Origin of the sequence: Methylophilus sp. Q8 (assembly GCF_000800115.1) — a bacterium.
Taxonomy (GTDB): Bacteria; Pseudomonadota; Gammaproteobacteria; order Burkholderiales; family Methylophilaceae; genus Methylophilus.
The window spans coordinates 2340730-2355530 of sequence record NZ_JUHE01000001.1 but is presented as its reverse complement, the minus strand read 5'-3'; the positions used below and the strand labels follow the sequence as shown (position 1 = coordinate 2355530).

14 protein-coding genes are annotated in these 14801 nt (G+C 43.8%); 13 read left to right on the top strand and 1 reads right to left on the bottom strand.

Features of this window, described 5'->3' with window-relative positions; all coding sequences use genetic code 11:
• Window positions 1–37 precede the first annotated feature (37 nt).
• The gene (gene ylqF, locus GQ52_RS11195) at window positions 38–979 is read left to right on the top strand and encodes a ribosome biogenesis GTPase YlqF (RefSeq protein WP_024931132.1); all 942 of its coding nucleotides are present in this window, start codon (window positions 38–40) and stop codon (window positions 977–979) included.
• Window positions 980–994: 15 nt separating this feature from the next.
• On the opposite strand, the gene GQ52_RS11190 is transcribed toward ylqF, so the two are convergent.
• On the bottom strand, window positions 995–2260 hold the full coding sequence (locus GQ52_RS11190) for a GGDEF domain-containing protein (RefSeq protein ID WP_235273211.1): 1266 nt from the start codon (window positions 2258–2260) through the stop codon (window positions 995–997).
• Window positions 2261–2388: 128 nt separating this feature from the next.
• Here GQ52_RS11190 and GQ52_RS11185 point away from each other — a divergent pair, with 128 nt between their 5' ends.
• The 12 genes from GQ52_RS11185 to GQ52_RS11130 are packed head-to-tail and all read left to right on the top strand — an operon-like array spanning window position 2389 to window position 14795.
• Complete coding sequence (locus GQ52_RS11185) at window positions 2389–4413, top strand: UvrD-helicase domain-containing protein (RefSeq protein WP_047517745.1); 2025 nt, start codon at window positions 2389–2391, stop codon at window positions 4411–4413.
• Window positions 4414–4471: 58 nt separating this feature from the next.
• The gene (rfbF, locus tag GQ52_RS11180) at window positions 4472–5242 is read left to right on the top strand and encodes a glucose-1-phosphate cytidylyltransferase (RefSeq protein ID WP_047517742.1); all 771 of its coding nucleotides are present in this window, start codon (window positions 4472–4474) and stop codon (window positions 5240–5242) included.
• The gene (gene rfbG, locus GQ52_RS11175) at window positions 5227–6294 is read left to right on the top strand and encodes a CDP-glucose 4,6-dehydratase (protein WP_235273208.1); all 1068 of its coding nucleotides are present in this window, start codon (window positions 5227–5229) and stop codon (window positions 6292–6294) included. The genes rfbF and rfbG overlap by 16 nt, the downstream gene beginning before the upstream one ends.
• 12 nt (window positions 6295–6306) lie before the next feature.
• On the top strand, window positions 6307–6864 hold the full coding sequence (locus GQ52_RS11170; protein WP_081979346.1) for a dTDP-4-dehydrorhamnose 3,5-epimerase family protein: 558 nt from the start codon (window positions 6307–6309) through the stop codon (window positions 6862–6864).
• Window positions 6861–8090, top strand: a complete 1230-nt coding sequence (locus tag GQ52_RS11165) for a class I SAM-dependent methyltransferase (protein WP_047517739.1) — start codon at window positions 6861–6863, stop codon at window positions 8088–8090. Before GQ52_RS11170 ends, GQ52_RS11165 begins: the two co-directional genes overlap by 4 nt.
• Window positions 8087–8911, top strand: a complete 825-nt coding sequence (locus GQ52_RS11160) for an ABC transporter permease (RefSeq protein WP_235273204.1) — start codon at window positions 8087–8089, stop codon at window positions 8909–8911. The genes GQ52_RS11165 and GQ52_RS11160 overlap by 4 nt, the downstream gene beginning before the upstream one ends.
• A gap of 5 nt (window positions 8912–8916) precedes the next feature.
• Complete coding sequence (locus GQ52_RS11155) at window positions 8917–10200, top strand: ABC transporter ATP-binding protein (protein ID WP_047517736.1); 1284 nt, start codon at window positions 8917–8919, stop codon at window positions 10198–10200.
• A 9-nt stretch (window positions 10201–10209) separates the two neighbouring features.
• A complete protein-coding gene (gene rfbD / locus GQ52_RS11150; RefSeq protein ID WP_047517733.1) occupies window positions 10210–11067 on the top strand; it encodes a dTDP-4-dehydrorhamnose reductase in 858 nt (285 codons plus the stop codon).
• Window positions 11060–11743 (top strand): CatB-related O-acetyltransferase, encoded by a 684-nt coding sequence (locus GQ52_RS11145; protein ID WP_052179106.1) that lies wholly within the window; start codon window positions 11060–11062, stop codon window positions 11741–11743. Before rfbD ends, GQ52_RS11145 begins: the two co-directional genes overlap by 8 nt.
• Window positions 11740–12648, top strand: coding sequence for a hypothetical protein (locus tag GQ52_RS11140; RefSeq protein ID WP_047517730.1), 909 nt, complete (start codon window positions 11740–11742; stop codon window positions 12646–12648). The genes GQ52_RS11145 and GQ52_RS11140 overlap by 4 nt, the downstream gene beginning before the upstream one ends.
• Window positions 12629–13621, top strand: coding sequence for a glycosyltransferase family A protein (locus tag GQ52_RS11135; RefSeq protein ID WP_047517727.1), 993 nt, complete (start codon window positions 12629–12631; stop codon window positions 13619–13621). Before GQ52_RS11140 ends, GQ52_RS11135 begins: the two co-directional genes overlap by 20 nt.
• A gap of 22 nt (window positions 13622–13643) precedes the next feature.
• Complete coding sequence (locus GQ52_RS11130; protein WP_047517724.1) at window positions 13644–14795, top strand: glycosyltransferase family 1 protein; 1152 nt, start codon at window positions 13644–13646, stop codon at window positions 14793–14795.
• Window positions 14796–14801 lie beyond the last annotated feature (6 nt).

Genomic DNA, 14801 nt, shown 5'->3' with positions numbered 1-14801 from the left:
GATACCGTATTTTTTGAGTTGAAGATGGAGCAAAAATATGGCGATACAATGGTTTCCGGGACACATGACTTCTGCCCGAAAAAAGGCAGAAGAAACACTGGAACATATCGACGTCGTGATTGAGGTACTGGATGCACGCGTGCCTGCCGCCAGCCACAACCCCATGATTGAGGAAATGCGTAATTTTCGCCAGCGGCCTAACCTGAAAATTCTCAACAAAGCCGATTTGGCCGACCCGCAAGTCACCCAGGCCTGGTTGAATTACTTTAATAAGCAGCCCAATACCAAAGCCGTCGCCCTGTCGTGCAAAAAACCTGGTGACGCAAAGAAAATTCCAGGCTTGTGCCGCCAACTGGCATCACATCGCGGCACGCCGCTGAAACCTTTGCGCATGATGATCATGGGCATCCCTAACGTCGGCAAATCCACCCTGATGAACGCCCTGCTGAACCGCCGGGCAGCTAAAGTGGGCGATGAACCGGCCGTGACTAAAAGCCAGCAACGCTTTGATTTAAATGACAGCCAGAACATTACCGATACCCCGGGCATGATGTGGCCAAAAATCGAACATGAATCAGATGGCTACCTGCTGGCTGCCAGCCATGCGATTGGCCGCAATGCGGTGATCGATGAAGATGTGGCCGAGTTTTTGGGTAATGTGCTATTAAAACAATATCCAGCCCTCATGAATACACGCTATAAACTGGACGTCATGAAGCTGGATGTGACTGCTATTGACGGCATAGACCTGCTGCAAGCAATCGCTAAACGCCGCACTTACAAGCGTAACGATGGTGAGTGGGATATGGAGCGTACCGCCATGGCCTTGCTCACTGACTACCGCAGCGGCGCCATTGGCCGCGTGAGCCTGGAATCACCACAGAGCCGGGCCGAGATGATCGCGCTGGCTGCGGAACAGGCCGCGGCGGCGAAAAAAGCGAAAGAAGACCAGGCAGCGCCTGAGCCAGATACCTTATAAGACCGGCTGTTATCCTCAGGCAATCAGGCTGGCATGCCGTTTGGCTGGTTTGCCGGGCTCTGGTGGTTTATTCAGTAACTGATCAATATTGCTTGCAATGCGATTGCGGCCATTCTGCTTGGCTTTGTACAGGTTTTGATCGGCGCCAGCGAACAGACCCTCCAGCCCGTAACCAACAGTTTCGGAGCTGACTGAACCGACACTGACCGTGCATTTGATCGCCTGTGTATCGCTACTCATACTCTCCACGCCTGCAATGCTTACCGGCGTCACCTCAATAATACGGCGGATACGCTCCGCCAAGATCATTGCTTCATGTTCGCCGGTATTAGGCATTAAGATACAAAACTCTTCGCCGCCATAACGGCCAATCACATCCCCGCCACGCAAGGCCGCGCGTATCGTCCCTGCACAAGCTTTCAGCACCACATCGCCCACTAGGTGCCCATACACGTCATTGACCTTTTTAAAGTAATCCAGGTCGACAATCAGCATCCCCATCGGCAGGCGGATACGCTGCGACACCGCCTGCATACGCGTAGCCGCTTCTTGTAAGCCTCTACGGTTTAATACGCCAGTCAGGCCATCCAGTGTGGCAATGGCTTGCAGCCCGGCCTGTGCCCGCACATGCATCACCAGCAACAGCAAGCTGGTCACTGTCGTCATGGCCAGCATGGTCGCGGTCATCATATAAGCATGCATGCTCCACTGTGAAAACGTCTGCAAACTTTCCTGAGCGCCCAATATGACCTTCACCGCCAAAAAAGCCAGCATTAAACTCACCAGGGCAAACAGGCTGCAACATAACCAGAATACGTGTGCCACAAAGTCTTTGCCATGGCCGACTAGGCTGCGGCTGCCGTAGCCAAATACCCACATCAACACCAAGAGGTTGCTTAACAATATCCATCTATCCGGCGTATGCATATTCAACATCACTGCATTACACGCGAGCAAGGTGGTCACCACCAGCAAGGCCCAATAACGGTAAACACGATAACCTCTGAGCAAACGGATACCGTTAACAAACAGACTGATGCCGAGCGCAATAATGGTGACTGAAGTGGCCACATAAACGTTTTGCGGGCCATGTATCAAAGAGGTTTGTGAAAGAAAATAAATGGCGAGTCCAACACCGAATACCAACAGGCCGCGTACCCAATGCATAATCAGGCTGCGTTGCTGATGGGCGCCAAAAATCAACAAGACCAGAACCAGCGTTAAGGTGAGTCCAATTGATGATAGAATGACACTGTTGAGATCAAACACAGGGGCGGACAAAGTTTGTTTACCTGAAAAACATAATACTATGGTTGAGCGACTATACCCATATAAATGAAGGGGTTAAATAGTCCATACAGGCTAATTCATCTACCGCTTTGTTGTTTACCACAAACCTCTGAAGTCCCATGCAGCATCTTTTAAATCCCCCGCAGCGCGAAGCAATTCACTACTTGGATGGCCCCTTATTGGTGTTGGCCGGTGCCGGTAGTGGTAAAACACGTGTGATTACACAAAAAATTGCCTACCTGATTAACCAGGCCGGCTATAAAGGCAACCAGATCGCCGCCATCACCTTTACCAATAAAGCCGCCCGCGAGATGCAGGAACGCGTTACGCCATTGCTGGAAGGCAAAAGCGGCAAAGGCCTGACGGTGACTACGTTTCACTCGCTGGGGCTGCAGATACTGCGCCAGGAAGCCGCCCTGCTCGGCTATAAACCGCAATTCTCGATTCTGGATGCCTCGGACAGCTTTAAAATCCTCAGTGATATATTGGCGACGACTGACAAACAATTGTTACGCAAGACGCAATGGCAGATTTCCAGTTGGAAAAACGCCTTTGTGAGCCCAGACCAGGCCAAGTCTTTAGCTGATGAAGAAATGGCGCATGCCGCTGCCCGCGTTTACCAGCTCTACCAGCAAACCTTGCGCGCCTACCAGGCGGTAGACTTTGACGATTTGATTAAAGTGCCGGTGGAACTGTTTGAGCAACACCATGACACCCTGGATAAATGGCAGCGCAAACTGCACTACCTGCTGATTGACGAGTACCAGGATACCAACGCTTGCCAGTACAAACTGATCAAGCAACTCACCGGCCTGCGCGGCCAATTTACCGCCGTAGGTGATGATGACCAGGCCATTTACGGCTGGCGTGGCGCCGACGTGGAAAACCTGCGCCAGCTCACCACAGACTTTTCAAAACTCAAAGTCATCAAGCTGGAGCAAAACTACCGCTCCACCGTGCGCATTTTGCGTGCAGCAAACCAGGTCATCGCCAACAATCCCAAGCTGTTTGAGAAAAAGTTGTGGAGTGAACTGGGTACCGGCGACCTGTTACATGTTACCGCCACCCAAAGTGAAGAACACGAAGCCGAAACCGTCGTCATGAAGTTGCAGGCGCACAAATTCGAGCATCGCACGACCTATAAAGATTATGCGATCCTCTACCGCAGCAACCACCAGGCGCGCATTATTGAAAAATTTTTGCGCAACCACAAAATCCCCTACACAATCTCTGGCGGTTCATCCTTTTTTGACAAAGCTGAAATCAAGGACATCATCAGCTACCTGCGCCTGATCGCCAACGAAGACGATGATCCAGCGTTCATCCGTGCCGCCACCACGCCGAAAAAAGGCATAGGCAATACCACACTGGAACGCCTGGGTGAATATGCCAGCGCGCACAAAATGTCGCTGTTTGCTGCGGCCTTTGAAGGCGGCTTTCAGCACGACGTTGGTGCCAAGCAGCTCGAAGACCTGCTCACCTTCTGCCGCTATATCCAGACATTACAAGGCCGCGCCGTCAAAGACCCGGCCAATGAGGTGCTCAATGACCTGCTGACCGCCATTCAATACGAAACCTATTTGTATGATGGTGAAGAAGCACGCGCTGCCGAAACACGCTGGGGCAACGTCATGGAGTTTGTCGCTTGGCTTAGCAAAAAAGGCGAAGGCTCTACCGAGTTCGGCAATGAATCCGACGGTAAAAACCTACTCGAACTGACGCAACTGGTCGCCCTCATCACCATGCTGGAAGGTAAAGATGGCGAAGAACAGGACGCAGTCAAACTCTCTACCCTGCACGCCTCCAAAGGCCTGGAGTACGGCCACGTCTTTTTAATCGGCTGCGAAGAAGGCATCTTGCCGCATACAAACTCTATCGATGCCGACCAGATTGAAGAAGAACGCCGCCTCATGTACGTAGGCATCACCCGCGCACAAAAATCGCTCAATATCACCTGGTGCAAAAAGCGCAAGCGCGGCGGTGAAATGCAGGCATGTGAACCCAGCCGGTTTATCGGTGAGTTACCCAAAGACGACGTTAAACATTTCGGCAACCCGTTTAACGGGCCGGATCAAGTGTTGAGCAAAGACTATGGAAAGAGCAAGATGGCGAATATTAAGGCGATGCTGGCCTCAAACAAGTAAAGCATAATTAATACAGTTAATTTGTTTATAATCTCAATTTTAAAAAAAGTTCAAATTTATGAAAGCGGTCATTTTAGCTGGTGGTCTAGGCACTCGAATTAGTGAAGAAACACACTTAAAACCTAAGCCTATGATTGAAATTGGTGGTAAACCAATCTTATGGCACATCATGAAGATGTACTCTGCACATGGAATTAATGACTTTATTATATGCTGCGGATATAAAGGTTATGTTATCAAAGAGTATTTCGCCAATTACTTCTTACATATGTCTGACGTCACTTTCGACATGTCAAACAATACCATGCAGGTTCATCAAAAAAATGCTGAGCCATGGAAAGTAACACTGGTTGATACCGGTGAACAAACGCTTACTGGTGGCCGTCTAAAGCGGGTGGCTGAATATTTAAAAGATGAAGAGTCATTCTGTTTCACTTACGGCGATGGCCTGTCTGATGTAAATATAACGGAGTTGATTAGCTTTCACAAAAAACATGGAAAGCTAGCTACCGTCACAGGCGTGCAACCACCTGGCAGGTACGGAGCTCTAGAACTCAATAACAATGAAGTCAAGGGCTTTACAGAAAAGCCCAAAGGCGATGGTGGATGGATTAATGGTGGTTTTTTTGTGCTATCTCCACGTTGTATCGACTACATTGAGGGTGACTGCTCAAGCTGGGAAACCGACCCACTCATGAACCTGGCTAAAGAAGGCCAGCTCTATGCATATGAGCACCATGGCTTTTGGCAGCCGATGGACACGTTGCGTGAAAAAACATTGCTAGAGTCATTATGGGCAAATAATGAAGCTCCATGGAAAGTCTGGTAATGAGCATGACGACCTTCTGGAATAACAAGCGCGTATTTCTAACGGGACATACTGGCTTTAAAGGGAGCTGGCTTGCTTTATGGCTGCACTCATTGGGTGCCAAAGTATATGGCTACTCCCTCTCTCCCAATACATCCCCGGCACTGTTTGAAGTCGCTAATATTGCGCCCTTGTTAAATGGTCACACCGTGGCTGATATCCGCGATTCTGCCACGCTATCAAAGGCGATTGCCGAAGCACAACCAGATATCGTCTTTCATCTAGCAGCACAACCGCTGGTGCGTCGTTCCTATGTCGACCCAATTGAAACCTATTCGACCAATGTGATGGGTACTGTTAACCTGCTAGAAGCGGTCAGGCAGTCCTCCCAAGTAAAAGCGGTAATAAACATCACCACAGACAAATGCTACGAAAATAAGGAATGGATTTGGGCATATCGCGAAGATGAGCCCATGGGTGGTCATGATCCCTACTCCAGCAGTAAGGGTTGTGCCGAACTAGTCACGGCCTCTTACCGCAATTCATTTTATGAAAGTGCAGGCATCGGCTTGGCTACCGCCAGGGCTGGCAATGTCATTGGTGGTGGTGACTGGTCTGACGACAGGCTTATTCCTGACTTCTTGCGTGCCATTGATGCCGAACAATCCCTGAAGATACGCTCGCCACATGCTACCCGCCCATGGCAACATGTGCTGGAACCGCTTAAGGGCTACATGCTGCTGGCACAAGCCTTATATGAAGAGCCGCAAACTTATGCCTCGGCCTGGAATTTTGGGCCGCATGAGCAAGACGCTAAAGAAGTGGCCTGGATTGTCAACAAATTGGCAACTTACATGCCGAAAACCCAATGGCAAATAGATGCCAATCCGCAGCCGCACGAAGCCAACTTATTGAAACTAGACAGTAGTAAGGCGCGACAGTATCTAAAATGGCAAACCGCGTGGGACCTGGAAATAGCATTGCAGAAAATTGCCGAATGGCACCTTGCGTGGCATGCCCAGCAAGATATGCAAGCGGTTTGCCTTGCCCAAATTGCTGCACATCAAGCATAACTCGAGAATATCGTGGAACGTTTCCGCTTTCATCCCACCCCGCTTTCAGGCCTGACTGTCATTGAGCGCACAAGCATAGAAGACGGCAGAGGCTTTCTGAGTCGCTTCTTTTGCCAGCAAACCATGGCCGTGCTGGGCATGAAGCCTATCCAACAAATCAATCACACGCTGACCAGAAAAGCCGGTGCGATTCGTGGTATGCATTTTCAGCACCCGCCAGCAGCCGAGATAAAACTTGTCAGTTGCCTCCAAGGCCACATTCTGGATGTTGCCGTGGATTTACGAGCTGGCTCGCCTACTTTCTTACAATGGTTTTCTGCTGAATTAAGTGCAGAAAACAAGCGAAGCATGTTCATTCCCGAAGGTTTTGCTCATGGATTCCAAACACTTACAGATGACTGTGAGTTGGTTTACCTGCATACAGAAAATTACTCTCCCGAACACGAGTCAGCCCTCAATCCACTCGACCCCAAGCTCTCAATTCACTGGCCAATCCCAATCACAGAGATTTCGAATAGGGACTCAAATCATCCTATGTTAGACCCTGGCTTTAAAGGAATATTAATATGAAGTGCCGCCATTGCAACAATGAAGTTACCCACGCTTTCCTGGATTTAGGTAGCTCCCCTCCCTCAAATGCTTACCTAACAGAAAAAACCCTATTTAAACCAGAAAAATGGTTTCCACTCAAAGTAATGGTCTGTGACAATTGCTGGCTAGTCCAAACAGAGGACTTTACCGATGCGCATGAACTGTTTGATGCTGACTACGCTTACTTCAGTTCATTCTCAAGCTCATGGCTCAGTCATGCTCAAAAATATGTTGAAACCATGGTGGACCGATTTGGTCTCAATCAAACCTCTCATGTGATAGAGATAGCAGCCAATGATGGATACCTATTGCAATACGTAAAAGCAAAAAATATACCTTGTTTGGGTATCGAACCAACACACAGTACAGCCGAAGCGGCCAGAGAAAAAGGCATAGAGATTGTAGAGGAGTTTTTTGGCGTAGCACTTGCAGAAAGGTTAGTATCCCAAGGCTATCAAGCTGATTTGACGGCTGCCAACAACGTACTTGCACATGTGCCTGATATCAATGATTTTGCCAAGGGATTTTCGATATTACTCAAAGAAAATGGCGTAGCCACATTTGAGTTTCCACACTTGTTAAATCTGGTACAAAAAAATCAATTTGACACAATTTATCACGAGCATTTTTCCTACCTATCGCTCACTAGTGTGAAGTCTATTTTTGAGAAAAATGGTTTACAAATATTCGATGTAGAAGAAATTCCAACTCATGGTGGTAGCTTGCGCATATTTGCGCAACGCCAAAATACCGGCACGCACAAAATTAGCGACAGACTCATCACATTAATTGAGAAAGAAAATAGTGAAGGCGTTGGGAATCTGAACTTTTATCAAGATTACCAGAGCAAGGTCGAGAAAATTAAAAATGATTTGGTTGGCTTTTTAATCGAGGCAAAAAAATCCGGTAAAAAAGTTGTTGCCTACGGCGCAGCCGCAAAAGGAAATACACTGCTAAATTACGCTGGCATCAGATCAGATCTGATTTCATTTGTTGTTGATAAGAACCCAGCGAAACAAAACAAATTTATGCCTGGCAGCAGAATCCCTATTTTAGCTGAAATCAATCTCAAACAAACTCAGCCTGATTACGTAGTAATATTGCCATGGAATCTAAAAGATGAAGTGACTGATCAACTAAGTTATATCAAAGCATGGGGTGGCAGATTTGTGACTGCAATTCCATCATTAGAGGTCTCATCTTGAAAAGTAATAAAATTATCATAGAGGCCGGTAGAATTGAGACTGCATACTGGAAAGACATCTGGAAATACAGAGAATTATTCTACTTTCTGGCATGGCGAGATGTTCTGGTTAGATATAAACAAACTGCAATAGGTATCATTTGGACATTAATCCGCCCACTGCTGACTATGCTTGTATTTGTATTCATATTTGGGAAGCTTGCAAAATTACCTTCTGATGATATTCCATACCCTCTGCTGGTTTTAAGTGGTATGTTACCTTGGCTATTTTTTGCCAATGCATTCTCAGAAGCTGGAAATAGTTTGGTAAATAATAGAAACATTATTTCAAAAATCTACTTTCCAAGGTTGATAGTGCCCCTTAGCTCAGTGATTGTGTCTTTGGTAGAATTCATCATATCAAGCGCGATACTCATTGGCATTATGATTTATTACAAATCAATTCCAAGCGTTCATATATTAGCGCTTCCCATTTTCATCCTGATGCTCTTTGCAGCAGCGATTGGAGCTGGTCTTTGGGTCGCAGCCTTAAATGTGAAATACCGTGACTTCAGTTATGTGGTCCCTTTTGTGATTCAATTTGGGTTATACATCTCTCCAGTAGCATTTACTGCCACACTTGTTCCAGAAAAATGGAAACTTTTATATGCCTTGAATCCGATGGTAGGTGTCATTAATGGCTTTCGATGGTCATTATTACAAACAAGCATGCCACTCGATTTCTTTTCTATAGCGGTTTCTTCAACTGTAATAGTATTTCTACTCATCACAGGCATCTATCACTTTAGATCTGTTGAAAAAAGCTTTGCAGATATTATTTAATCAAAATGACAAACACAGCAATTAGCATAGAAAACTTACACAAGAAATATCTGCTTAAACACACAACTAATAAGCGATACGGGTCTTTACGCGATGACATTTCAGATGCAACAAGAAAAATCCTTAATAAAATTCGCCACCCCTCCATGGCGAATTCGAATGCAGTGAATATCGAAGAATTCTGGGCCCTCAATGGCATTAATCTTGAAATTAAAGAGGGTGAGAAGCTCGGCATCATTGGCAGAAATGGTGCAGGTAAATCCACTTTACTTAAGGTAATTTCACGGATTATTGAACCAACTAAAGGACGAATTAGCCTGAACGGCCGAGTTTCAAGCTTGTTAGAAGTTGGTACGGGATTTCATCCTGAACTCAGTGGCCGGGAAAACATTTTTCTCAATGGGGCTATCCTTGGCATGAGTAAGAAAGAGATTCGTCAGAAGTTTGATGAAATAGTAGACTTTGCTGAAGTGGAAAAATTTCTTGATACTCCCGTTAAGCATTATTCCAGCGGAATGTACGTGAGACTAGCTTTTGCAGTCGCATCAAGTTTAGACCCTGAAATACTGATAATTGATGAGGTTTTAGCTGTTGGAGATGCTAGATTCCAAAAAAAATGTCTTGGAAAAATGGGGGATGCTAGTAAATCCGGCAAAACTATTCTGTTTGTAAGTCATAGCATGCCTACTATTGCGTCTTTATGTGATAGGGCTATTTTATTAGATCGAGGAAAGATTGTTTCAGATGGCTTACCCTCTGAAACAATCTTAAATTATTACAACAATGGTTTAACCACTCCAGGCATGGTCACTTACCTCGACAAAGGGCCAGGTGATGAATTAGTTAGGCTTCGCTCTGCACGTGTAAAAAGGAATGACGGGCTCAACCAAGCAACTAACGACATTATGGTTAACGAAGATGTGTTGCTAGAAATGACCTTTGAGGTTTTGCAAGATTCCGATGTCGATTTTGTACCAAATTACAACTGCTTTACCGCTAGTGGTGAATGTGCATTCTACTGTCACGACACTGCTAAGCAAAAGCTTAAAAAGGGAACTTACATTTCCACCTGCTTAATACCAGCAAACTTTCTAAATGCAACTACGTACTTCATTGGCTTTGCCATCTCGTCATATTATCCAAACATTAGAGTGCACTTTTATGACGAAAACTGCTTATCGTTCAATGTTGAAGATCCCATTGAAGGTGTAATTACAAGGCCTAACACTGGTATCCCAATTCCCGGAGCAATAAGGCCTAACCTTCAATGGACCTTCGAGAAACAATAATATCCACTCATGAAAATATTACTTATTGGCAAATCCGGGCAGTTAGGCAGTAGCATTTTACAAGCGAATAAAGATTTTGATATTTTAGCCCCAGACAGAGCAGTATTAGATATCGATAATTTCGATTCCGTAGAAAATATCATCAATAACTTCCGCCCTAAAGTTGTAATTAACACAGCAGCATTTCACAATGTTCCACTTTGTGAAACACAGCCATTAAATGCTTTTAACACAAATTGTGTTTCCGTGGGTAATTTAGCAAAAATTTGCAAAAAATATGACACGAAACTGATAACTTTTAGTACAGATTATGTATTCGACGGAGAAAAAAAGAAACCTTATGTCGAAGATGACCAGCCTAAACCATTGCAATATTATGGAGTTACTAGATTAGCTGGAGAGCAGATTGCGCTAGGAATTAATCCGCAAACTCTGATCATTAGAACCTGCGGACTGTATGGTTTTAACGGTGCACAATCAAAAGGTGGGAACTTTGTTGATCAGAGAATAAATGATGCTCGCAATTTAAGAACAATTGAAATGGGGTGTGACCAGACAGTATCTCCAACCAATGCTCTCGATTTAGCTGAAGCAACTCTAAAACTAATCAAACACTATAAGTCTTGCACAGGCATTTATCACCTCGCAAACGCCGGGAGCTGTACATGGTATGAGTTTACATTGGCTATTTATCAAGCTCTCCAGCTCAATTTAGAAGTAATACCAATCAATCGAAATGGGCTTTCTGGCGAAATGAAGAGGCCCCTCTATTCAGCTCTTGCTAATACAAGAGCAAATGCACTTGGAATAACGATGCGAAATTGGGAATTAGCTTTAAAAGACTACATTGAAAGAAAATATGGTTAGTTTATTTAAAAAGATAATTCGTTTTTTTATAAACTTAGTATCACCTACATATTGGAATTCATTACAAGAACGCCAAAAGACTTTATCTAGAGATCGTCCATGGTTTGAAATCAAAGAGTTAAAAGAAATTCCATATGTAACAATTGGACGTTTTACATATGGTCTAAATAAAGAATCCATTATCAGACCTACAGTTGAAGCGCCTGTTTCAATAGGTAACTTTTGCTCATTCGCACCGAACGTAGTTATTTTGGCCCACGCGGATCATCCAACAAACTTCGTTACAACTTATCCTTTTAAAACGTTATATCTAAATTACTTGAGTGAACCCCTCGATACGGACTGGACAAACAAAGATGCAACTACTAAAGGACCCATCAATATTGGGAATGACGTTTGGGTTGGTCAAAATGTAACCATCTTATCAGGCGTGAATATTGGGAATGGTGCCATTATTGGGGCTGGCGCAGTCGTAACAAAAAGTATTCCGCCATATGCTATTGCTGTTGGAAATCCGGCTAGAGTCGTTAAGTATCGATTTGAAAATACAATAATCGCTAAACTAAATGAAACAATGTGGTGGGACTTGCCAGATGAGGAATTAATCACTATTACTGATTTACTTTATGGCCAGCCCAGTGCCTTAATAAGCTACTTTGAATCTAAGAAAAAATGAACAATTTAGTGTGTGTTGTTTATTTAGCAAGGTTTGGCAATCCGTTACAACTACTTGACTCCTTCATACGCTCATACCAATCGCATATCGCAGGGATTGACCATAAGTTATTGGTTATTTTCAAAGGATTTAACAGTGACTCCACCGAACTAGCTCTGAGCAAACAATTATTAAAGAACGTAGAATATACGCAATTTGACATCTCCGATGATGGGCTAGACATAACCGCTTATCAAAAAGTATTGAGCAACCCGTCTTTTTCGCATTTTGAACGATTTTGCTTTTTCAACTCTCATTCAAATATATGCTCAAATGATTGGCTGCTTAAACTGAATCTCGCACTTAATCAGAAAAATGTGGGTTTGGTAGGGGCAACCGGATCTTTATATTCTTTTTTTTCAGATCATATAAATCGCCTGCCAAAATTACCCCCTCTTGAATTTAACACTGGCCAAGCCTTGTTACGCAGCATACTAAAAACTGGTACTTGGTCATTGGCATGGCTTAATCAATTTTTTTGTTATGTGCTTGTATACTCAATACAATTTGATAGATTTCCCAACCCTCACATAAGAACTAACGGCATAATGGCAAAAAGAGAGGTGTTAGAAAAAGTCAGTTTTGGTCATATAAAAAACAAATCTGACGCCTACAGGTTTGAAAGTGGTAAGAATAGTCTGACAAAACAGGTTTTAAGAATGGGACTACAAGTGATGATTGTAGGTAAAAATGGACAGTTTTTTAGCATTGATGATTGGAATGTGAGTCACACATTCTGGCAAGGCAATCAAAGTAATCTATTAATATCTGACAATCAAACCCGCTACTATGAGACCCTCAGCATCGAGGAAAAAAAGACTTTCGAACAGTATGCATGGGGAAAAGATGACAATCTCCAAACTTAGCTTACCAACTTTTACCATTATTATTCCTGTGAGGAACGGCGGGAACTATCTAAAACAATGCGTTGAGAGCATTTTGGCTCAAACTTATACCAATTTCGAGCTAGTGCTTCTTGACAATGCCAGTAACGACACTTCCGTCGAGTATATTTCCTATCTCGAACAGTCTCAAGAAAAAGTAAAAGTATTTCGTTCACTGAAGTTCTTAACAATAGAAAAAAACTGGGCGAGGATTCTAACTATTCCCAAAAAAGAATTTCTAACCATCATCGGGCATGACGATAAATTTCACCCACACTTTCTCTCAGATGTTGCAACTTTAATTAGCGACTTTCCTGAAGGCGCTCTTTATTCGACGCACTTTAATTTGATTGACTCGGAGGGAAGTACTATCAGACCTTGCAAACCAATTCCAAAATTTGAAGCTGCCCACGAGTATCTTGCTTCCAGGCTCTGTGATCTTAGAGACTCATTTGGTACAGGGTTTGTCATGCGCTCAAAAGACTACGATGAGGTAGGAGGTATCCCCTTATTTCCTAACTTACTTTATGCTGATGACAGCCTTTGGCTGAAACTCGTAAAAGATGGTGTAAAGATAACATCCTCAAATATAAGCTTCTCTTATCGGCTACATGAAAGCAGCACATCCGGCAAGCCAAACAAAGCGCTTTTATTCAATGCACTGGTCACATATTTAGAGTTTCTACGCGACGAGGCTGTACACAACAATAAAATAGATCAAGTGATCAAGAGGTACTCAGATAAATATATATCTGCGAGATGCGAGGAATATTTCTTTAGTTTGGATACTCAGCATAAAGAATATAGCATCGAGGTTGGTAAAATAAAGTCAACAATGAAAATGTATGACTGCTCTGAAAAACTTGAATCCTGGCAAGCAATACAAAATTCATATATGCATGTATTAAAAGCACGGATAAACCGGATACTTAAGCGCATAAAAACAAAAGCCTAACCACCGAATAAAGAAAACTAAAATGAGAATTGCACTAAATGGTACAGCCTTACTATCGCCACTGACTGGCGTTGGTAGATACACACACCAACTTGCTGAGGGTATAAGACAACATGTCAAGCTAGATATATTCTACGGCAGTAATTGGTCGGAAAATACTGAAAGCACCACACATATCAGAAACACCCCTGTTAAAAACATTGCAACGTATAAGAAAATTGCAGGACTACTTATACCCCAAGCTAGAACAGTGAGTCGCATCGCTCAACAATACAAATTTACTAAAGGCCAAAAGAAACTTAAAAGCGAGTTGTACCATGAGCCAAATTTTTTGGCATTCAAATTTAAAGGGCCAACCGTACTCACCGTACACGATCTCTCATGGATTCGCTACCCTGAAACTCATCCCAAAGATCGTATAGCGATGATGGATCGATATTTCATACCAAGTCTTGAAAGAGCTCAGAAAATTATTACCGATTCAGAGTTTATCAAAACTGAAATCATGGCAACATTCAACATCGCCCCTAAAAAAATTCAATCTATAGGATTAGGCGTAGAAAATGACTTCAAACCTAAATCGGATGCAGAAACAGCAAGTACTTTAATAGAGTATGGTCTTGGTTTTAAAAACTACATTTTGGCACTTGGCACACTTGAGCCAAGAAAGAATTTGCAACTAGCGCTTGAGTCATTCCTGTCACTACCTCAGGCCATCCGAAAACAATATCCACTGGTATTGGTAGGCATGATTGGCTGGAAAACATCCAGTTTGGAAAAGTTAATTGAGCCCATGCTTAAAACTGGTGAAGTTCGTCAACTAGGATATGTTTCAAGGGAAGATCTTATTGATATTACGGCATCAGCAAAAATGCTCATATACCCTTCAATTTATGAGGGCTTTGGCTTACCTCCATTAGAGGCTATGGCATGTGGTACACCTGTGATTGCCTCTAACGTAAGCTCTATCCCCGAAGTTGTGGGTGATGCAGGCCTATTAATCGATCCGAATGACAGTAACCAACTGAAAGAAGCCATTCTTGCAATAATTGATGATGATGATTTAAACGCAAGGTTATCAACAGCCGGTTTAGCCCAGAGTAAAAAATTTTCTTGGGAACAATGCACTCATAATACAATAGCGATTTATAAAGAAGTGTTAAATACGAACTGATGGGAT

Bases quoted from the DNA above. Each gene is read 5' to 3' on its own strand.
- GQ52_RS11145 (WP_052179106.1), top strand. From the start codon at position 11,060: ATGGTTAGTTTATTTAAAAAGATAATTCGTTTTTTTATAAACTTAGTA.
- GQ52_RS11155 (WP_047517736.1), top strand. From the start codon at position 8,917: ATGACAAACACAGCAATTAGCATAGAAAACTTACACAAGAAATATCTG.
- rfbD (WP_047517733.1), top strand. From the start codon at position 10,210: ATGAAAATATTACTTATTGGCAAATCCGGGCAGTTAGGCAGTAGCATT.
- GQ52_RS11185 (WP_047517745.1), top strand. From the start codon at position 2,389: ATGCAGCATCTTTTAAATCCCCCGCAGCGCGAAGCAATTCACTACTTG.
- GQ52_RS11165 (WP_047517739.1), top strand. From the start codon at position 6,861: ATGAAGTGCCGCCATTGCAACAATGAAGTTACCCACGCTTTCCTGGAT.
- rfbF (WP_047517742.1), top strand. From the start codon at position 4,472: ATGAAAGCGGTCATTTTAGCTGGTGGTCTAGGCACTCGAATTAGTGAA.
- ylqF (WP_024931132.1), top strand. From the start codon at position 38: ATGGCGATACAATGGTTTCCGGGACACATGACTTCTGCCCGAAAAAAG.
- GQ52_RS11130 (WP_047517724.1), top strand. From the start codon at position 13,644: ATGAGAATTGCACTAAATGGTACAGCCTTACTATCGCCACTGACTGGC.
- GQ52_RS11135 (WP_047517727.1), top strand. From the start codon at position 12,629: ATGACAATCTCCAAACTTAGCTTACCAACTTTTACCATTATTATTCCT.
- GQ52_RS11140 (WP_047517730.1), top strand. From the start codon at position 11,740: ATGAACAATTTAGTGTGTGTTGTTTATTTAGCAAGGTTTGGCAATCCG.
- rfbG (WP_235273208.1), top strand. From the start codon at position 5,227: ATGGAAAGTCTGGTAATGAGCATGACGACCTTCTGGAATAACAAGCGC.